The sequence below is a fragment of the Tenacibaculum sp. genome, assembly GCF_048269885.1.
Taxonomy (GTDB): domain Bacteria; phylum Bacteroidota; class Bacteroidia; order Flavobacteriales; family Flavobacteriaceae; genus Polaribacter.
The window spans coordinates 22335-43842 of record NZ_JBLWTZ010000023.1 but is presented as its reverse complement, the minus strand read 5'-3'; the positions used below and the strand labels follow the sequence as shown (position 1 = coordinate 43842).

General features: G+C 32.5%; 18 protein-coding genes. 2 read left to right on the top strand and 16 right to left on the bottom strand.

All coding sequences use genetic code 11. The annotated features are described in order from the left end of the window. Positions 1-6 precede the first annotated feature (6 nt). Entirely contained in the window at positions 7-1404 is a 1398-nt protein-coding gene (locus ACN0WY_RS14875) for a TolC family protein (protein WP_417800869.1), read from the top strand. Here the strand turns inward: ACN0WY_RS14875 and ACN0WY_RS14870 are convergent. From ACN0WY_RS14870 to ACN0WY_RS14810, 13 genes are all read right to left on the bottom strand, one after another. After that, entirely contained in the window at positions 1399-2502 is a 1104-nt protein-coding gene (locus ACN0WY_RS14870) for a hypothetical protein (protein ID WP_417800868.1), read from the bottom strand. The two genes, ACN0WY_RS14875 and ACN0WY_RS14870, sit on opposite strands and share 6 nt — an antisense overlap. Further along, the gene (locus tag ACN0WY_RS14865) at positions 2503-3588 is read right to left on the bottom strand and encodes an amidohydrolase family protein (RefSeq protein WP_330487275.1); all 1086 of its coding nucleotides are present in this window, start codon (positions 3586-3588) and stop codon (positions 2503-2505) included. Between the two features lie 20 nt (positions 3589-3608). Beyond that, positions 3609-4136, bottom strand: a complete 528-nt coding sequence (locus tag ACN0WY_RS14860) for a 3-hydroxyanthranilate 3,4-dioxygenase (RefSeq protein ID WP_330487276.1) — start codon at positions 4134-4136, stop codon at positions 3609-3611. Positions 4137-4263: 127 nt separating this feature from the next. After that, positions 4264-5049, bottom strand: a complete 786-nt coding sequence (locus tag ACN0WY_RS14855) for an SDR family oxidoreductase (RefSeq protein WP_417800867.1) — start codon at positions 5047-5049, stop codon at positions 4264-4266. Between the two features lies 1 nt (position 5050). Further along, complete coding sequence (locus tag ACN0WY_RS14850; RefSeq protein ID WP_120187375.1) at positions 5051-5269, bottom strand: DUF6500 family protein; 219 nt, start codon at positions 5267-5269, stop codon at positions 5051-5053. Continuing rightward, positions 5262-6704: an aldehyde dehydrogenase gene (locus tag ACN0WY_RS14845; RefSeq protein WP_417800866.1), complete on the bottom strand. Its 1443-nt coding sequence runs from the start codon at positions 6702-6704 to the stop codon at positions 5262-5264. The genes ACN0WY_RS14850 and ACN0WY_RS14845 overlap by 8 nt, the downstream gene beginning before the upstream one ends. Before the next feature lie 66 nt (positions 6705-6770). Further along, positions 6771-7184, bottom strand: a complete 414-nt coding sequence (locus ACN0WY_RS14840) for a RidA family protein (RefSeq protein WP_330487279.1) — start codon at positions 7182-7184, stop codon at positions 6771-6773. Between the two features lie 65 nt (positions 7185-7249). Further along, positions 7250-7768, bottom strand: coding sequence for a DUF1697 domain-containing protein (locus ACN0WY_RS14835; RefSeq protein WP_330487280.1), 519 nt, complete (start codon positions 7766-7768; stop codon positions 7250-7252). A gap of 1 nt (position 7769) precedes the next feature. Further along, entirely contained in the window at positions 7770-12608 is a 4839-nt protein-coding gene (locus ACN0WY_RS14830) for a DNA repair ATPase (RefSeq protein WP_417800865.1), read from the bottom strand. A gap of 87 nt (positions 12609-12695) precedes the next feature. Further along, on the bottom strand, positions 12696-14765 hold the full coding sequence (locus ACN0WY_RS14825) for a flotillin family protein (protein WP_330487282.1): 2070 nt from the start codon (positions 14763-14765) through the stop codon (positions 12696-12698). Between the two features lie 27 nt (positions 14766-14792). Then, positions 14793-15413 (bottom strand): hypothetical protein, encoded by a 621-nt coding sequence (locus tag ACN0WY_RS14820; protein WP_417800864.1) that lies wholly within the window; start codon positions 15411-15413, stop codon positions 14793-14795. A gap of 92 nt (positions 15414-15505) precedes the next feature. After that, positions 15506-16219 (bottom strand): PspA/IM30 family protein, encoded by a 714-nt coding sequence (locus tag ACN0WY_RS14815; RefSeq protein WP_330487284.1) that lies wholly within the window; start codon positions 16217-16219, stop codon positions 15506-15508. 12 nt (positions 16220-16231) lie between these two features. Then, positions 16232-16627 carry a molecular chaperone Tir gene (locus tag ACN0WY_RS14810; RefSeq protein WP_417800863.1) on the bottom strand — a complete coding sequence of 132 codons (396 nt, stop codon included), beginning with the start codon at positions 16625-16627 and terminating at the stop codon, positions 16232-16234. A gap of 242 nt (positions 16628-16869) precedes the next feature. On the opposite strand from ACN0WY_RS14810, the gene ACN0WY_RS14805 reads away from it, so the two are divergent. Continuing rightward, positions 16870-17628 (top strand): helix-turn-helix domain-containing protein, encoded by a 759-nt coding sequence (locus ACN0WY_RS14805; protein ID WP_417800862.1) that lies wholly within the window; start codon positions 16870-16872, stop codon positions 17626-17628. Between the two features lie 4 nt (positions 17629-17632). Here ACN0WY_RS14805 and ACN0WY_RS14800 read toward each other — a convergent pair whose 3' ends face one another. The 3 genes from ACN0WY_RS14800 to kynU are packed head-to-tail and all read right to left on the bottom strand — an operon-like array spanning position 17633 to position 21482. Next, positions 17633-19030, bottom strand: a complete 1398-nt coding sequence (locus tag ACN0WY_RS14800) for an FAD-dependent monooxygenase (protein WP_417800861.1) — start codon at positions 19028-19030, stop codon at positions 17633-17635. After that, a complete protein-coding gene (locus ACN0WY_RS14795) occupies positions 19023-20222 on the bottom strand; it encodes a S41 family peptidase (protein ID WP_417800860.1) in 1200 nt (399 codons plus the stop codon). Before ACN0WY_RS14795 ends, ACN0WY_RS14800 begins: the two co-directional genes overlap by 8 nt. Further along, positions 20223-21482: a kynureninase gene (kynU, locus tag ACN0WY_RS14790; protein WP_417800859.1), complete on the bottom strand. Its 1260-nt coding sequence runs from the start codon at positions 21480-21482 to the stop codon at positions 20223-20225. Between the last annotated feature and the right edge of the window lie 26 nt (positions 21483-21508).

The following is a 21508-nucleotide window of genomic DNA, read 5'->3' as shown; positions in this document are numbered from 1 at the left end:
AAATAGATGAAAAGGTTAAACATCCTTTTTTTGTTACTAAGCTTTATAGCTACAGCACAGAATAATTTAAGTACTCAACTTAGTTTAGAAGAATATTTAGGCTATGTAAAAAAGTATCATCCTGTTATTAAACAAGCTGAACTTATTACAAGTACCAATGAAGCTAAATTATTAAAAGCCAGAGGGGGTTTTGATCCTAAAATAGAAGTAGACTACGACAGAAAAGAATTTAAAGGTAAGGACTATTACAAAAAACTAAATTCAACCTTTAAAATTCCGACTTGGTATGGAATAGAGTTAAAAGGGAGTTATGAAAATAATTCTGGTCAGTATGTAAACCCTGAACACAACACCCCTGAAAATGGTTTATATAACGTTGGAATATCTGTTTCTTTGGCTAAAAACCTATTTATCAACAAAAGGATGGCTACCTTAAAACAAGCTAAACTCTATACGCAACAAGGAAAATTAGAACAACAGCTATTGGTTAATGATATTTTATTTGAAGCTATTAACACATACTTAAATTGGTTACAATACTACCAGAGCTATAATGTTTACAAAGATTATTACACGAATGCTGATACTAGGCTAAAAAACATAAAGAAGAGCTTTAAAGCTGGCGATAAACCAGCTATAGACACTTTAGAGGCTAACATCAATTTAAAAAACAGAATGTTAGACCTCGAAAAAGCACATATTAAATACATTAAATCTAAGTTAGAACTTTCTAATTATTTATGGATTGGTGACAACATTCCTATGGAAATACAAGAGGAAATAGTTCCTGATAACACGACTTTTTCTAATATTGATATAATCCTAAACACTTCAGTAACCACTTTACTTGATAATGAGTTTGAAAACCATCCTAAGTTAAAGTTACTGGAGTTAAAGAAAAGAACCCTAGAAATAAATAAGCAATTAAAAGTAAACAACCTATTACCTAAAGTAGATTTTCAGTATAACTTCCTTGCATCAAAAGTAGATAATTTTGATGCGTTTAGCACGGCTAATTATAAAAACTCTCTTCAGGTTAGTATTCCACTTTTTCTTCGTAAATCTAGAGGAGATTTAAAACTTGCTAAGCTAAAACTACAAGATATCGATTTTGAAATTGCGTCAACTAAAGTCTCTTTACAAAACAAAATAACGGCTACCGAGCAAGAAATTACATCGTACAAAAAACAAAATGATATTTTAAAAAATCTTGTAAACGATTATCATACAATTGTAAAAAGTGAAGAACGTAAATTTTCTTTGGGAGAAAGCTCTATTTTTCTAATTAACTACAGAGAAGTAAAATTAATAGAAAGTAAATTGAAAGAAATTAAAAACGAGTACGAATACGCTAAAACAAAAGGCAAGCTTGTAAAATTATTAGGTAAATTAAATAGTTTATAATTGTTGTTTATACTCTTCTAACAAGGCTTCATCAATGATTATATGTTCTGGAAGAATTCGCAAACGATATTTACTTTCACCTATGAATGTAATGAGGTCTTTACGCTCTAATTTTTCTTCTTCAACATTCAGAATTGAATTTATATTATCAATAATTCTAGTAACGTATGTTTGACTTTTAATATCGCCTCCTGAACTTACGATAATTGATTGTTTTTCTGCCTCTAAAAACTTTCTTCTATAAGCAAATGTTAGTAGGTTTTTGTACTGTGTTGTTTTTGAGCCAAAATCTATTTTAGCATTGACTATTCCTTTAGATGGAATCGTGAGTTTTATTAGTGACCAATCTAAAAACTGAATTTTCATTTCGTTAGGTTTTGGTGTATGAGCCAACTGTATTACCCAGCTTGTTGCCAACACTAAAAATACCGATATCAACGATGTTTTGGCTATAACCCTAATTAATTGGTTGGTAAATTCATTATCAAAACCAATTAACACATCAGATAATTGAGAAACGAATAACAATACGATTGCTACAACCGATATCAAAGCTACCAGTTTTAAATCTCTATACATAAAAGTCCTGTAAAAAGAAACTCCCATTAAAACACATAAAAAAGTTGTTAGTAAAACATCTGGAAGTGCTGCTAACTTTATTCCGTCATAAAAATCATTCCCATAGAAAAATGAAAGTGATACAGTTATGGAGGCAACAACAATAATGATAATGGCTATGATCTTAACATTCTTTTCATTTCTGTAAATAAACTTAGGCGCATCATGCACATAATACAGCGCCATTAACCAAAATAAGTTATTGATTGTAGACAGGATGTTTATTCCTATTTGATGAATTGTTGTTTTTTCAAAAGTGAAATAACTTGCCGAAAGTGCCCAGATACCAGAAACCACCCAAACCAACATTCCAAAGCTGAAATACAATAACCCTTTATCAACTCTTTTTATTGAATTTCCTTCTTCTAAAACTTCTTTAAATCGCTTTGTAATATTATAGTAGATTGCTAATAATAACACAGCTCCAATAAAAGAAATACACGTATGTAATAGATTATGAAACTGTGTTACTTCAGTCATTTATTGTAAGATTTTAGAAACTAAATCTTTTTTTGCTTTTTGATCATTTCCAAATAACCATTGCAATACATTATCTTCCCACATTTCATCTTTTTCTTGCTCGTTAATAATGTTTCTTTCGATAGCTAAATCTAGGATTTTTCCTGGATATGACGATTGGATTTCGCTTTCCATTTCTCCTAATGGATACGGATCATCCAGTCCTATTAACACTTGTTTTGATCCTTGATTTTTAATCAACAAATCTAACGAGCCAGTATCGTGAACCAATGTATCAAAGAAGATGTTTTTATGCCCTACAGCTTTACGAGGGTGTTGTTTTCCTTCAAACAAATCAGGTCTACCATCAAATCCTTGAATACGACGCCCTAAGTTCATTTGTGCCAACTGACCTCCATGCGCAAAACACACACGCATATTAGGATACTTTTCATAATACCCGTTTAACGTTAAGAAGTGATAGGCGTCTGCACATTGCGCCAGCATCCAAATTAAATGGAAACGCCAACTGGTATTTTGCAGTTTGATGAATTTCTCTCCATCATACGGATGAATTTCTACCGCTAAATTGTATTTATCAGCTAACTCAAAAATAGGTTCGTTCTCTTCATCAAAAATACAACGCCAAGTACCAATAGTATCCATATAGTGCGTTGGTAAACACAACAAACGCATTCCCAATACCTCAACACAACGTTCTATTTCCCATAAAGCACCACGGACAAACCCTGGATGCACCACAAAACCAGTTGTGAATTTCGATGGATTTTCATGCTGTACACGGGCATTAAAATCATTTTGAAAACGTAACGCTTGCTTCATTTCTTCCAAGCGTAAACCATTCCCATATAATTGAGACAAGTTCAAAACAACTGCATGATCGATTTTAAAATGCTCCATCCATGCTAATTTTTCATCTAAAAAGAAACTAGAATCTGTTACTGGTCGACTCCAATCTTTTTGTAGCATGAACTTTCGGTCCTTATCAACCCAAAAAATTCCTTTGTCTTTCATAAACTGTGGAATTTGCTCTGGGTAAGGCAGTAAATGTGAATGTCCGTTTATTCGTAGTTTGCGTTTTTTCATTTTGGTTTCTATTGCAAAATTTATGCTTTGTTTGGTGCTTCCATCACAGTACCACATTTATCACAGGTACATTTTTCTTTGTCAGAATAGTACTTATCAAAAATTATTGGCATATCTGTTTCAATATTGTCTAGAGCAAATTCTTCTCGGTATAATTGATGTCCGCAGTTTTCACAATACCACTCTAAAGCATCCATCATACCTTCTTCACGTGGATATTCGATAACTAACCCTACCGTATTTGCTTTACGTTGTGGTGAGTGCGGTACCTTTCCTGGTAACAAATAAATATCTCCTTCATTAATTTCAACATCGATCATTTCTCCATTATCATCAATAATTTTTAGCACCATATCTCCTTCTAACTGATAGAAAAACTCTGGTGTTTCGTTATAGTGATAATCTTTACGATTGTTAGGCCCTCCAACAACCATTACGATATATTCGCCATTATCCCAAACCTGTTTATTTCCTACTGGTGGTTTTAGTAAATGACGGTTTTCATCAATCCACTTTTTGAAATTTAAAGGTTGTACTAACTTGCTCATCTTTTAAGCCCCTCCTAACCTCCCCAAAGGGAAGGAACTCATAATTGGGCGTATTGGAGTTATTATTTATTCATTTTTAAAGATACTTAAATAGTCTCGTTTCTAAAAGTCTTTATTCTTGATTCTTTTATAATGATTTTGTTCTACCTCCGTCAACAGGAACGTTAATTCCGTTGATAAAACTTGCTCTTTCGCTTGCTAAAAACACAATCGCATTGGCTACCTCTTCAGGTTTAGCAAAACGTTTTGCTGGCGAAGCATTTTTCATCATTTCTGCAACCTCTTCTATCGATTTACCTGTTTTAGCTGCTTTATTATTGATAATTTCTGTCAAACGCTCTGTAGCTGTTGCTCCTGGTAATACATTATTCACGGTAATCCCGAATTGACCTAATTCATTCGCCAACGTTTTACTCCAATTAGCAACAGCACCACGAATCGTATTTGAAACACCTAAGCCATCTAATGGCTGTTTTACAGAAGTAGAAATTACATTAATAATCCTACCATAATTTTGTTCTTTCATAAATGGAACTACCGCTTGTACTAACACATGATTACATTTTAAATGCATGGTAAAAGCACGTTCAAACTCTTCTAATTTCGCATTGAATACTGGTCCTCCTGCTGGCCCTCCTGTATTGTTTACCAAAATATGGAACTGTAAATTCGTTGCTGCTAACTTTTTCTTTAAATCTGCTGGATTGGTAAAATCAGCCACAATATAACTGTGTCTTCGACTACGCTCAGACACCGCATTCAAGTCCTGTAGCACCGCTTTTAGTTTTTCTTCACTACGAGCTACCAACGTTACATTTACTCCTTCTTGAGCTAATTGTATTGCTGCTGCTTTTCCTATTCCTTGTGTACTACCACATACCAAGGCGTTTTTATGTTGTATCTCTAAATTCATCTTATTCGTTATTCTGAATCATTTGTTTAATCTTAACTGCTTTCTCAAAATGATCTAATTGGTGTGTTTGAATCCACCAAGTAGCCACTTCCATCAGTACTTTCGGATTGTCATTTTTATTTTTGAAAAATGCATAAAACGAAAGCCCTACATTTTCTCCTTTTTTAGCAATCTTTTCTTCACAAACAGCAATTATTTTTTCCTTTATTTCCTTATTCATATTTTATACATACATTTTTGGGTTCTGTAAAAAAGCGTAATGCTTCAAAACCTCCTTCACGCCCTACTCCACTCGCTTTTTGACCTCCAAAAGGTGTTCTTAAATCACGTAACAACCAAGTATTCACCCAAACAATTCCTGTGTGTAATTCTTTAGACATACACATGGTTCTTGTCAAATTGTTTGTCCACAATGTTGATGATAGTCCATATACCACGTCATTAGCTAACTGTAAAGCTTCTTCTTCTGTTTTAAAAGACATTAAAGTAACTACAGGCCCAAAAATCTCTTCTTGATTTAATCTACATTTGTTACTGGAAACTTCAATAATTGTCGGTTGTAAATAGTAACCGTTCTCACAATTCTTGACAGTGACTCTGTCGCCTCCGTATAAAATCTTCCCTCCTTCTTGTTCTGCAATATCTATATATGATTTTACCTTATCTAAATGTGGTTTTGATACTAAAGCTCCTATGTTGGTATCTGCATCAAAAGGATTTCCTATTTTTAACTCTGACACTTTTTGAACAAAGTCTTTTTTGAATTGTTCATAGATACTTTCTTCAACAAAAATTCTACTTCCACATAAGCATATCTGACCTTGATTCGCAAATGAAGAACGAACTGTAGTTGCCAACATATTTTCATAATCACAATCCGCGAAAATGATGTTTGGATTTTTACCTCCTAACTCCAACGATAACTTCTTAAACATTGGCGCTGCTGTACGAGCTATATGTGCTCCTGTAGCGGTTCCTCCGGTAAATGAAATCGCTTTGATATCAGGATGTTCAATAATGGCTTGTCCTGTGGTAGTTCCCAATCCGTGAACTATGTTTAACACCCCTTTTGGTAAACCTGCTTCATTACAAATTTCTCCTAATAAATAGGCTGTCATGGGCGTTACTTCGCTTGGTTTTGCTACGACACAGTTTCCTGCGGCTATTGCCGGAGCAATCTTCCACGTGAATAAATACAATGGTAAATTCCATGGAGAAATACATCCCACTACACCAATGGGTTGACGTAACGTAAAATTCATTGCTCCTAAACCAACACTTTCATGAGCTTCTGATGAAAATTGTGTAATTGCATCTGCAAAATATTGAAAATTAGATGATGCTCTCGGAATATCTATCGCTGTAGCTAAACTTAATGGCTTTCCATTATCCTTAGCTTCTGCTTTTGCCAATTCAGGTAATCTTTGTTGAATTAACTGTGCTATTTTAGAAAGAATATGGCTACGTTCGTTTAAGGTAGTATTCGACCACTGCTTAAAAGCAACTTTGGCGCTTTGATATGCTTTTTCTACATCTTTTGTAGTAGAATTTGGAATTTGACCGTACACTTCTCCAATAGACGGGTTGTAATTATCTATATAATTATTTGCTACTGGTGCTACCAGTTCTCCGTTTATGTAGTTTTTAATATTCATTTCATTCACAGATTAAAGAAAAAAGAGAAAAGAAAAGAGACTTCTTTTATCTTGGTTCTTGGTTCTTTATTCTTGTTTTTTGTACGCCACCACTTTAATTTCAATCAATAAATGTGGGTGTGGTAATTGATGTACAGCAACGGTAGTTCTGGTTGGCCCGTTATAGTCAAAGTATTCAGCGTATACTTCATTATAGCCTCCAAAATCATTCATATTTACCAAGAATGAAGTTACATCAACAATATCAGATAAATCAGCACCGACTTCGTTTAAAATATCCCGAATATTTTCTATTACCGCTCGGGTTTGTTTTTTAATATCTAAGTTGGTCGTTCCGAATTCATCTACGGCAACACCTTCAAAAGAATTATCAGGTCTACGTGAACTGGTTCCAGATACATAAATAAAATCTCCTACTTGTTTTACATGTGGAAACTTTCCTCTTGGTATCGCTTTTCCTTTGATTACTTTACTGTCCATATTTTATATTTTTTAATTCCAAACGCATTTTTCATGAGATTTCTCCCTTTGATAGAAATGACATTTTACGAACTGGCTAACTCTATTAATTTATTCGTGGTTTTAAAGTTACGAGTAGTTGCTGAAACTTTTAACTTTCTTTCAAAAAAATTATTCGTCAGTTTTGTTTTCCCGTATCCTCCTGCTGCATTTACATAAACCACATCTTTTAAGATTGTGTATTCATCTTCTTTCGCTTCTACTTCTATTTCTTTTATTGTAGTTTCATTGAATAAGAAAGTAAAATATATTTGTTTTTCGTTTAAATTACTATAAGGGTTGTTTTGAAGAATCTCTTTTATTTCTCTTACTTCTTTTGCTAGAACAAGAACATCATAATCATATTTTTCTTTAATTTTTGTATGAATATTCTTTTCTACCTCTTTTGAGTCTTCTCTAGTTTTTAACACAATATTGCCACTTTGGATATAGGTTTTTATAGTACTATATCCCAGTTCTTCTAACAGTGTTTTTAATTCTTGCATCGGAATTTTATTTTTCCCTGAAACATTAATCCCTCTTAACAAAATAATTATTGTGTTCATTTTATCCTTGCAATCCTTTTCTTAAAACCTCTTTAATCCCTTCTAAATTATCTGAAAATGACATCATTTGGTTTAATATTTGAGCCATTTCATTTTTATTCCCCAAACCTTTTAGCTTATTATTCTTAACAAAAATTTCTTTTATATCACTCCATCGGTTTGCTTCGTTCTCTGATATATTTCCTATCAATTCTTTATACTTCAATAAATTTGCTTCAGCAGAAGATGTTAATGTTTGAGATTCACTTTCATAATGAGATAATACCAATCTTTTTAACTCCTTATCATTCATTATCGGTACTACTTTAGCCACTAGCTTATTCATATCCCGATAGGAACCTTGTAACTTAAAAGAGGGTTCTGTTCTATACTCATCCTCTTTTGCAGCAGACTCGATATATGCTTTATTTACTTTTAAGATGGTATTCCTTATAGTTATTACTTTTTCTAATACCGAAATATAATCTTGAATTTCTTGTTTTGTATGATTTCCTTTCAACTCACCTTCTTGAGTGTTATTTTCAATTCTATCTATCAGCGCGTAAACATCTTCAAAATACTTACTACTTAGTTGGTGTAGTATCGGGTTTGATGTTAATGAATTTTCTATTAAACTAAGTTTAAATAAATGATCCGTATCTCCTATAATATCTCCTAAGTTATATATATCAGCTCGGTTTGCTAACATATCAGGTATTTGAAACTTATCTCCACTCTCAGTATAGGGATTTCCAGCCATAATTACACAAAACTTCTTCCCTCTTAAATCATATGTTTTTGGCTTTCCGTTATATACTCCTTCTATTTTTCTTGTTCCATCAGAAAGAGAAATGAACTTTTGTAAAAACTCAGGATTACAATGCTGAATGTCATCTAAGTATAACATTACGTTGTCTCCCATTTCGAATGCTAGGTTTAACTTTTTGAGTTCTTCTCTAGAGGCTGAATTTGTTGCTGCTTCTGGGTCGACTGAGGTTACCTCATGACCAATGGCAGGTCCGTTAATTTTCATAAAGATCAATCCTAACCTATTGGCTAAGTACTCCATCAAAGTAGTTTTTCCATAACCTGGGGGTGATATTAAAAGTAACATCCCCATTCTGTCTGTACGTTTATTATCTCCAACCGTTCCTAACTGCTTAGATAAGTTATCTCCTATCAAGGGAAAGTAAACCTCGTCTATTAGTTTATTCCTAACAAAGGAAGACAATACTCTTGGTCTGAATTCATTTAACTTTAATGTCTCTTTTAAATTTTCTACTAGTAGGTGTTTAGCCTCTTTGTATGCTAAAAAGTTAGGCACATCTTTTGTTGAAAAAACCTCTAATTTTTCAATAAACTTATGATAATTAAATTCAAAATTTCCTTCAACAATAGTATCGTGTTCTCCTCTTAGCCCTTTAATGGTTTCTTCAGGATTTGCATGTAATACGGCACTAGGTTCATAGTTAAATAACAATAATGAGATTACTTCTTCTGTGTAATTTTCATTTCCTTCAATCGATGCTATAAAGGAGCTTACCCATTGTTTGGTCAACTGAATTTTCGCTTGGTAATTTGTAGTTTTTTCAAGATTGCTTTTAAACACCTGTAATGCATCTTGCTTTGTCAGGTATTTTATAAATTCTTCTTGAATACCCAACGCCACAGCACTAATTATAAATGAATTGGTCGTTCTTAATTGATTAAACAAATAATTGGCTATAGTAGTTCCTAACTCTTTAGAGAACAGCAACGTTTCTTCTGAGAAAGCAATTATTTCCTCTTGTAACTTATTTATTAAAAAATCGTATTCTTTACTTTCAGGGAAGAATCGCAAGACATCTCCAGATGCTTTTATAGAAAAGTTATAGTAATCTTGACGCTCTTTAGGCAAAGAATTCCAAAAATATTGAGCGTATGCTCTACTATTTGAAGCATATGTTAACAACCCTAATTCGTAATGTTTATGCACTAGTGCATATAATATTTTAAACGCATCAACATCATGTACCCCTTTTACATATCCTTCCGCAAACAAGCTTCCACTTTCATTTTGAACTAACGCTAATACATCTTCTTCGTTTAGCTTTACCAATTCATCTGTTGAATACGAAGTAAATAATTTATACGCCAAGTAAGAAGATCTATACACTAAATTATTCTCAGAAACTAGTTCTTGATTCCAATACTTTTCAGATTTAAGTAAAATTTCATTTTCAACTTCTTGATAAAAATTTGTTCCTGTTAAATGATAATGTAGGGTTTGATCTTTGTAAACTATTGATAGATCCAACGGTTGTTTATTTACCCCAAACTTATGTTTTCCTAAGCGAATTACATTCTCCCCATCTTCGTATAATTCTTGTTTATCTTTTAACTTTCTTAACGCATCTTCTTTAGCTACTTTAAGTTGTGTTGCTATAGCTTCAGCTTTACCAACTGATTCTAATTTTGTTAATTGACTAACAATATCTCTAATTTTGTTAATCATTAAATCTGCCGCAAAATACCCGTTAATATCTTCAACTGAAGGGTAACTTTGTGCCTTTTTTGCTATACTTTTTAAAATTCTTTCAGAAGCAGCGCTTAATGCTTCTATTTTCTTATTTCTTTTTTCTAGTATGGTATTCTTTCGAGCATCAAAAGCATTGTTAACCTCTTCTCTCTTCTCTATAATTAGAGAAATAAACTCTTCAAAATCGGCAAACTTGCCTTCAATTTCCTCTAACTGAATTGCTATTTTTGTTAGGAACTCATCACATTTTTCTGGCGTGGTAGCCATATCAATATAATTGATGATACTTTGATCTATAAGCTTTAACTGAGCAGAAAAATCAGCCTTAGCTTCTTTACTTCCTAAAGTCTTAATCGTATTTTTAATCCCTGCTTTTAATTGGTTTAATGTAGCAAAGATTAAAGAAATATTATCAATAATTCTAGTGGATTGAGAGGTGTCTTCTATTTCTAAATTTGTGACAATTTCTATTAAAAGCTCTAAATCTGTTGTTATTTGATCTACTTCTTTTTCAAGTTTTTTAGCTTCAACTACCTTTTTTATAGCTGCTAAGTCATCTTGTTTTTCTTGAACGCGTTTATGATAGGGTTTTAACGCTTGATCATTCAATAAAAACGCTACACATCTTTTTGATATGATAGCACTTTGTTCTTCAATTGAATTTTCAATTTTTTCTAATAGATCAATAGCTATATAACGAACTTCTTTTAAGCTAATAACCTGCCCTCTTAGTACTCGTAATTGATTTAATAATTCAACAAAATCTTCTATGGTCTTAAAAGAAGTACTTTTAATCTTACTTAAAAGTTCATTAGATTTTTCTTGAATAATTTTGCCTTCTTTAGCTGCTTGTTGCTTTAATTGAGTTACCTTTTCAAATTCATCAATAGCAGCATTTGCTGCATCGTTAATTTCTGCAACAGGTACGCTTAACTGTTCTGTTGCTAGCTCATTTATCCAGTAATAACTACTATTAATATCATTAGATTTCTTAGCTATATCACTATATAACCCAGCATAACTATCTTCTTTATTTAAAAGTGTTATTAATTCATGGCATTCTGCCATTGCTTTTACAATATCTTTATTACCAATCTTATAAAGTAAGGTATCTTCATGTAATGATGGAATAGCATCTGTTTTTACATAGGGGGTTTGCCAAATCTGAACAACATGGTGTTTTGTTTGCTCATTTTCAGTTTTGAAGTAACACAATTCTCCATTCTCTAAAATTGTAAAACCATTGCAAACAATAGGTGTTTTTACCTCTTGCTCAATAATGTTATAAGACATTAATATGTACAGCCCTCTTATTGTAGCATAAAACACATATAAAAAGTCTTCTCCGTTGGGAGAAACTATTTTCTCTTGAAACTTTACATCTTTAGTGTTATTTTCAAAAAGTTTATACTGACCTGTTTGTAAGTAATATCCATCTGGAAAAATAAGTCCTTGATGATCTGGTAATAATACTGCACAATCTTTAACGCTATTTACTTTTTGAACTTCTTGTAGCTTATGGTTATAAATAAAATAACGGGCTTCTTCCTGAAATGGTTTTATCTCCAGTAAAATAAGGTTACCTAAATCGGCATAGCGAAACTGACCGTCATCCAATGTTTGATCAATATGTTCTACTGGCTCTTCAAGAATTCCTTTTCCTTCATCTGTATTATCTTCTATCTTAATAGTTAAGTCACCTCCAATAGTTTCTACAAAAACTTTATCTAAAATAGCAATATGAGAATGGGTACCATAACGATGCATATCTCTGGTTACCTCTTGCCAATTAAACTCGTGTTGTTTTGGAAACCTATATTCGTGCTCACTTCTATTGTCAACATACACTAATTCATTTTCCTTTATTAGCCACTTAAACGTTTTTATATCAGTTTTGTTTTCACTTAACTGAAAAACCATATGAAGGTAATTATCGATAATTGCAAATTTTGCAAAAATGGTATTTCTATAATATTTGTATAAGTTAGTAAAGTCGGTTATAAAAATTTCGTTGTAAAGAAAGTCTAGTGATTTTGGTTGAAAACGATTGTCTTTAAACTCATAAGCACTAAAAACATCCGATAATTTAATGTCTGTTCTTAGTCCGAAATGAACATTGTACCCGAAAATGGAAGTGTTTCCTAAGGAAACAATATCTCTAGCTATACAGTTGTTTTCTGTATTAATTCTATCATTTGCTATAAGCTTTGTTTCAATCGTACCAAACACATGCTTTCTAGCGTCATTTAATCTTTGTAACCTAGCTAATAGCTCTTTTTTTTGTTTTTGAAGACGACTCTGAATAATCTCATATGTTCCGCCATCAAGTTGTTGATCTTTCATACAAAAAATTACGAGTTAAAAATTCATATTAAAACACTTAAAATAAATTCCGAGCATTGAAAAATCAATACTCGGATAAGTGCTATTCTAACTCATTTTTTTATTAGAAATATCCAGTCCTTTTGCCAGGCTAAAAAGATTTCCTAAAAGTGTTTGATCATCATCAGATGTTGCTCTATCTTTTAGAGTCATTAACAAGTTAGCGATTGTTAAGTTTTTAATATCATCAGAAGAAATCCCGTATTTTACAGCAAAATCTCTTACGCGTTCCATTAAGTTACCTTTCACATCATCACTACTTAAAATAGCATCCTTTACCTCTTGTAAATTACTACTATTTTCAATCATCTTATCCAGTCCTTTAGCCTTGGTAATTTGTCCCATTATTTGCTCAAAGAACATCGTTTCTCCACCAACTATATCAATCTTAGCAGATTTTAGAGCTTGCCCAATAACATCAGCTTGCGCATCTGCAATATCTTTTTGGATGTTAATATGTGCTAAATCTACTTTTAAATCTTTTTCTAGACGCAACTTGAATTCTTCATGTTCTTTACCTACACCATCTAATTTTTTCATTGCTGCTGCTTTCTCTTCAATTCCTGCTGCATCTGCTAAGGCTTTTTCTCTTATAATTTCCGCCTCAGCCATTCCTTCTTTTCTCAACGCTTCCGCTTTTGCTTCAATTCCTACAGCCTCTGCTTTTGCTTTCTTCTCAATAATAAGTGCCTCCATAGTACCAAATCGTTCGCTAGCATCTGCTTTAGCATGCATTACTTGGGCTTCAGACATTCCTAAAGTAGCCTCTTCTTTTGCTTTTGCATCTGCTAATGTTTTACGAGCGTCTGCTTCTTTTTCACTAGCTTCTTTATGTGCTTGTGCTTCAATGTTAATTTCTTCTGCTTTTTGTTTTGCAGCTTCTTTTTGTGCCTCGGCTTCTTTAATTGTTTTAATTAAATCTTCTTGGGCTTTGGCTTCTGCTAATGTAATGGTAACTTGCTTTTCTCTTTCTGCTGTTTTAAACGCCTGAATATCTTTCATATTCTCTTGTTCTTCCACAACTCCTTTTTCTAAAGTAACACGATCTCGAATAACATCTTGTATATTTTTCTTCTCTACTTCAACTACTTTTTCTTTTTCTATTTGAGCCAATGTAACAATTCTTTCACGTTCGGTAGCTTCTAACATTCTGTCTTTCTCTACTCTTTCCGTTTCAACTACATCTGTACGTAACTTATTCTTAGCTGCTACAATAACTTGTCGTTGTTTGTTTTCTTCAGCAACTTGTACTTTTTCTTCTGTTGCTATTCTTGCCGATTCTGACTTTAACAGTTCTTCTTGATTTACTTTTAAGATTTCAGCTTCTTCTCTAGCTTTAACATTAGCTATTTCTCGTTTTTGCTGTTCCTCTTTTTCTGCTAATTGTTTATCCAACTCTAAAATAGCTTCACGAGCCTCTACATCTTGCTTTCGAATAGTTTTTTCTTCTTCTCTTTTAATCAAATTTGCTTTGATATTCTGGGCAGCCGTTAATTCAGTAATTTTTTTAATCCCTTCGGCATCTAAAATATTGTCTGCTTTTAAATAAGATACTGATGTTTGTTCTAAGTAATCAATTGCACAATCTTCTAGTGTGTATCCATTTAAATCGGTTCCAATAATATCTACAATTTCGTCCCTGAATTCTCTACGAGCCTCATACAGCTCAGTAAATTCAAATTTTTTCCCTACCGTTTTTAAGGCTTCCGAAAATTTAGCTTCAAATAAATCTTCTAGTGTTGAAATATCTGATGCTCTATCACAACCTATAGTTTGTGCTACTTTTTTAATAAAATCTACTTCATTATTCACCCTCACAAAAAAGGCTACTTTTATATCTGCCCGCATGTTATCTTTACAAAGCAATCCGTCATTTCCCAGACGTTCTATTTGGATTTTTTTTACAGAAATATCCATAATTTCTACTCTGTGAAATACCGGTATTACGTACATTCCTTTGTCTGTAGCTACTTTGGTTCCTCCAAAACCTGTACGTATCAAAGCTTGCCCTTGTGGTACCTTTTTGTAAAACATTGCTATGATAGCAAAGTATAGAATGATAAGGAATAGAATTAAACCTACTCCTACTCCAATAACTTGTAATAAACTGTTTGTCATAGTTCTTTTTTTAAAAAGTTTTTGTTTTTAATTTATATATGATTGTGCGTAATAAAAAGACTTGTCTTGACTCTGTTTGATAATCAAAATTTGCTCTCTGTAGTGTATTGGACTCCCGTCCAATGACTTAATATTTATTGATAAATGAGTTCCTGCTGCTTTTACTTCAGCTGAACCTAATTTTTTTTCTTTGATATTCGATAAAGAAATCCCTACCCTACCTACTATATCTATCGGTAAATCTCCGTGCTGATTTAAGTTCTTAAAAAAACTTTTAAACGGTGTTGTAAAAATTTTGTTGATGAATAGTGACGGTAAAAAACCTATTAACATTAGCACAAATCCAAAGCTATTATTTATACTATCCGTTAAAACTGTAGAAAATGCTGTACAAATCCACCAAATAAAAATCCAGTAAGTGAAAGTGAACATAAAAGGCAACCCAACAAAGTTGAAATAAATAAGAAATATTTGCCACCATTTTAGTGGTTTTCTTTTCTTCCCTAATACATCTTCTTTATTTACTTCTGCATTTGAAACATCATGAAAATCTGCATTTCCTCCTTCAATACCTGAATCTGTATCTATATCGAAATCTGCATCAATATCTACGTCTACATCTAAATCGAAATCTATTCCAGAAATCATTGTTACTATCCAATATAGTAATAGTATAATTACTAATATTGTTAGAGGTAAATTTACTGATGAAAATATAATATCGGTAAAAGTGTTCAATTCTATGCGTCTTTATCGTTTAACCCTAACTTTTCTTTCAATTTTAACAAGCTTTCCTCTGCTGTAGTTTCAGTAACATCAGCTGCCTCAGACAATTCCTGATCTATTGATTTAGAAGATTTTGCTATTTCCCCATAAGCTTCAGCCAAAGCTTCTTCTTGTTGTACTTTTTCCTTCATACGTTCTAACATAGCAACAGTACTCGCACTATCAATATCAGCCATTTGTTTATTCAAATTCTTAGTTGCTTTAGAAACCTTCACTCTTGCCTTTAATGTTTTCAATTCATTTTCCCATTTGCTAATATTCTGCTTAATCTCCTGAATATTGTGTTCTAATTTACTTACTGAATCATTAAATTGAGCCTCTTCTTTTTTTACCAATCCTATTTTATGATTGGTTTCTTCTTTTTTCATCAAAGCTTCCTTTGCTAATCGATCTGCTTCAGACACTTCTATACCTCCATTTTGCCCTTTCTTCAAAATTAGCACTGCTTTTTGCTCATAATCTTGGCTTTTAAATGTTAACTCTTCCACATCGTTTTTAGCTCGAATGGCCAACGCTTTTACTTGCGCTAAGGATTCTAAACTTTTTTCTAAATTCAGCTTTAAATCTCTAATTCCTTGTTCTGTCATTTTAATAGGGTCTTCCATTTTATCTATTGCAGAATTTGCTTCTGATTGCCCTATTTTAAAAAGTCTTTTAAAAAAATTCATCTCTATTTTTTTTTAATATTTTGAAAAATTAATAATGTGATCTGAGTATTCACTTAAGAGTAAACTAAGTGAATTCAAAGTCGCTTCAAACTCATTAGCATCCAAGTTTTCTAGTTGAAGTGTATCTCTAAAAATAACACGTTCCCCACTTTCATCCAAGACAAAAGCTCCGTGGATTATATCTCTATTCTTTTGTAACAAGCTCCTAAAAACCTCATGATTAGGCTCTTTAATCTTAAAAATATATTGTTCAAAAATTATAATTGGATTTGCAACTCCTATAATTAAATTTTTAATTCCTTCGTTTTCTTTCTCTACAACAAAAATACCTTCTTCCTGATTTTCTTTTATTATATTGAAATTCAACCCCAGTAAAAATCCTTTTACCTTACTAAAATGTGTATTCATTTTTAAGTAGTTTGATTAGTTAATATAGCATTCTTTTTAAGCGATAATATTACAAAAAGTTTCTAGAATCAAAGACACTCAACATAATATTATTAGCAATATAAATTCAATAATTTTTAATCTTAAAGGTTACTCCACTAATTTTTAAACTAAAAAAATTAGCAAAAACAAAAATAATTAGCTAATATTGTTTGCTCAAATATACAAAAACAAAAACATTTAGCAAATAAAATTAGCAAAATATGTCATTTTTTGGTAAAAACATAAAAAAAATCAGAAGTGTTAAGCGCTTAAGCCAACAAGCTTTTGCAGAACTCTTCAACCTTAAAAGAGCTACATTAGGCGCTTATGAAGAAGGTAGAAGCGAGCCAAAAATTGACACTATTATAAAAATTGCTAATTATTTTAGCATCCCTATAGACAACTTACTAACTTCAGAACTCACAGTTAATAACTTACTTCAGTTTAAAGAGGATTTAACCCTAGAAACCGAAAAACTATCAAAAGAAACCTTCACCACTATACCCTGCGTAACCGAAAAGACAATTACAGAGTATATAAAACACCACAACAAAACTTCTTTTATTGATGATCTACCCAACATTCAACTCCCTATTAACTCTCAAAAAAAACTCAGAGCTTATACCGTTTCTAATTTAGAAATGGCTAATCACAATAACGGATTATACCCTAACGACATAGTAATAGGTGAGTTTACACCAAACAACACCATAAAGAACTTAAAAAATGGAGAACTCACTCTTACCCTTGTTAAAAGCGAATTGATTCTACGCAAGCTATACATAGATAACGACTCTGTAGCTTTACGTGCAAATCATAAAAACATCCCCGATAAAACATTCTCCATTACAGATATTAAAGAATTATGGAAAATACAATATGTATTTTTTAACAGAATTCCCGACCTTAATACCTCTATAGAAAACAAACTTTCTTTTTTAGAACAAGAACTTTTAAAACTAAAAAGAGAGCTACAGTAAACAACTATCTAAATCCAGCAATTTTATCCTCTTCTAAAATCTCATTGGTTTCTTCTTGCACCTTTTTTAACACCTCATTCAAATCAGTGATTGCATCTAAATCGTGATGAGCTACCATATTTAACAAGGCTTTATCTTGCGCACGTCCTTTTTTCATCGCTTCTGCATACGGAATCTCTTCATTAAAAGTTACCATAGAGTACTTTGAAAAATATTCTGTTGGGAACGTCTTTTCTAAATCCATTTCTAACTTTCTCTTTTGCTTAAATAATGGATTTGCTACATGATCTCGCATTTCATAAAAATTGTCAATGGCTAAATCAGCAATCGCATCGGTATCTTCTTTACGTGCTTTTTCATACGCTTTAAAAGTCGCTTGCCAATCTCCTTCATGTGTATCTAAAACCCTATCAAATACCATTACATCTTCAAACGACGCATTCATTCCTTGTCCGTAAAACGGAACAATCGCATGTGCCGCATCTCCTAGTAACAAAGTTTTATTTTGATAATGCCAAGGCGAGCATTTTACAGTCCCTAAAGCTCCAGTCGGATTGTTAATAAACTCATCTTTAATACTCGGTATCAACGTTAAGGCATCTGAAAATTCTTTTTCAAAAAACTCAGTTATCTTTTCTTCAGTAGTTAAGTTATTAAAATTGTATTCTCCTTCATCATAACTTAAAAACAAGGTTACGGTAAAACTTCCATCTAAGTTTGGTAACGCAATTAACATATACTCTCCTCGAGGCCAAATATGCAAATGATCTTTACTTATTTGATGATTTCCTAATTTATCAGCAGGAATTTCTAACTCTTTGTATCCGTGCGTAAGGAAGTTTTGTGAATAACTAAACAAGAATTTTCTTTCTAAATAGTAGCTTTTTCTCAATGCAGATCCTGCTCCGTCCGTTCCAAAAATCACATCTCCATCTACAGAAAACTCTTCCTTTGTATGGTAATTTTTAAAATGTGCTACTGTATTTTCAATAGCTACCGAAGTACATTCTGTATTAAAATGTATGGTTACATTTTCGTGTTTTTCCGCTTCGGTTAGTAAAATCCCATTTAAGTCTCCTCTTGAAATAGAATTGATGTACTCTCCTTCTCTACCTGAGTAATTAGAAGCAAACGTATTCCCTTCTCTATCGTGCATTAAGCGCCCATACATGGGAATACAAATTTCACGTGCTTTTTCTTCCACACCACATAAACGCAACGCTTTAAATCCGCGATCAGATAATGCTAAGTTAATAGAGCGTCCTGCCGAAATATCGGTAACTCGTAGGTCTGGACGACTTTCATACATTGTTACCTTATAACCTCTTTGTGCTAAACGAAGTGCTAATAAACTTCCGCATAAACCAGCACCTATAATTACTATGTTGTCTTTTTTACTCATTTAGTATTTGAATCGCTTTTTTATATGTTTCTTCACTTGTTTTCGTATGAACTTCAGGAATAAATTTCTCTCTTGGCGTACCGTTTGTATGAAACAGTTTTTCAACAGGAAAACATATATTAATCTTCGTATTTGTTAACCTATCACATTCAATAGCTCCTAACAATTTTGCCATCTCAGTTCCCACTACTGTTGCAGACTCTATGTTATCAAAACCTTGTGCTATTGCTTCTCCTACACTTCCTGTCCATTTTCCTACCAATACAATAACTGGTTTTTTATACGGGTTTTTTAAAGGTGTTAACAACTCTATCCAACTTCTTTTTATACCAAATTCTCTTTCTAAACTTACTTTTTCATGTTTTTGATATGGAATTGTTTCCGATATAAACTTTCCCATAATACTTTTAGCTACTTCAGTATTACCTCCACTTGGTGTATCTCTTAAATCTACAATTATCGCTTTGGTATCTCTAAACTCATCTACCTTGTTAGGAAAAGCTTTAATTACCTCATTGTTCCCTAAAGAATTATTTAGCTTTATATATCCTATATTTCCTTTTATAATTCTTGAACTTAAAGTTCCGTTTTCTTTTTTTAAAGCTGTAGGTTTGTTTAGTTTATATTGTTTTTCTTTTCCATTTTCTAGCACTAAAACCACCCTTTCTTCATTATGCTTTCCAGCAAACCACAAATTGGCAAAAAACTCTTTTACATCGTCTTTTGGGTTTTTAAAAGATTTTGGCAGTACCTCTTCTACTAAATCTTCAATTTTACGGTTGTTAATACTAAGTAATTCATCTCCAACTTTCAATCCTGTTTCTTCAATTTCAAAACCCGATCTAATATCAGCTATATAATACTTCCCATCTTTTATGTTTATCCATGCATCGGTTGATGTTGGAATTAGTCGGAATGAAGATTTTAAATTTCGATTAATACCAGTATGAGGGTCGTATAGTTCGTACGTTATATTCTCTATCAATCTAATAAACTGAGAATCATCCGAAACATTTTTTACCTCTTTTTGATAAATCTTTTTTACCTCATCCCAATTTGTTTGTTTTTGATCAAAGTAAGCATAGAAGCTATCAAACATACTCCACAGATAATCAAAATCTTTTTGATACTTGGTTTGAGCTATACTACTAAAGCTACATAGAACTAAGAAAACAATAAGTACTTTTTTCATTTATAATAATGTTTTTAAAATTTCAACCATTCTGTATACATCTTTAAAACTGTTATACATTGGCACCGGAGCACAGCGAATTACATCTGGTTCTCTCCAGTCGGTTATGATATTGTTTTCGGTTAGTTTTTTGTGTAAACTTTTATCTGCATGCTGCACTTGGATAGATAATTGACACCCTCTTTCTTTCGGATTAGATGGCGTAATTATTTTAATTCTATCGGTATCAATCTGATTGATTAGATATTCAAAATAGCCTGTTAATTTTTCCGATTTAGCTCTTAATGCTGCCATTCCTACCTCTTCAAACATATCTAACGAAGCTCTAATGGCTGCCATTGATAAAATAGGCGGATTTGACAACTGCCAACCTTCTGCTCCTGGCATCACATCAAAGGGTTGACGCATGTTAAAACGAGTTTCTTTGTTATGATTCCACCAACCTGCAAAACGTGGTAATTCTTTATTATGTGCATGCTTTTCATGTACAAATAACCCTGCTAAACTTCCCGGACCCGAATTCAAGTATTTATAGGTACACCAAGCTGCAAAATCTACTCCGCTATCATGCAATTCTGGCGAAATGTTTCCCGCACCGTGTGCTAAGTCAATCCCTACCATACAGTTTTTTGCGTGTCCTATTTCTGCAATACGTTTGATATCTAAATACTGCCCTGTATAATAATTCACTCCTCCAATCAACAACAAAGCAATTTCATCACCTTGATCATCTACAATTTTCTCTAAATCTTCAATACGCAACAACTCTTCTCCTTCACGAGGTTTCCATTCTATCAATCCTTCTTCTGTATCAAATCCATGAAATTTTAATTGTGATTGTACCGCGTATCTATCCGAAGGAAAAGCATCGCTTTCTATAACAATTTTATACTTTGTTTTAGTCGGTTGATAAAACGACACCATTAACAAATGTAAGTTGGTTGTTAAGGTATTCATCACCACAACTTCTAGTGGTTTTGCTCCTACTATATTTGCCATCGAATTTGTCAAAAATTCGTGATATGGCATCCATGGGTTTCGAGCTTCAAAATGTCCTTCTACTCCATATTTTGCCCAATCGTCTAATTCTTGTTGAATGTATTGTTGCGTTTGTTTGGGCTGTAATCCAAGAGAATTTCCTGTAAAATACAACCAGTCGTTTCCATCCTTGTCTTTTGGAATATGAAATTGCGCTCTTAAGTGCGCTATTTTATCTTCTTTATCTAACTGTTGTGCGTAATCAAGTGTTGGTTTATACATACTTATTTATATTTCTAAAAACCATT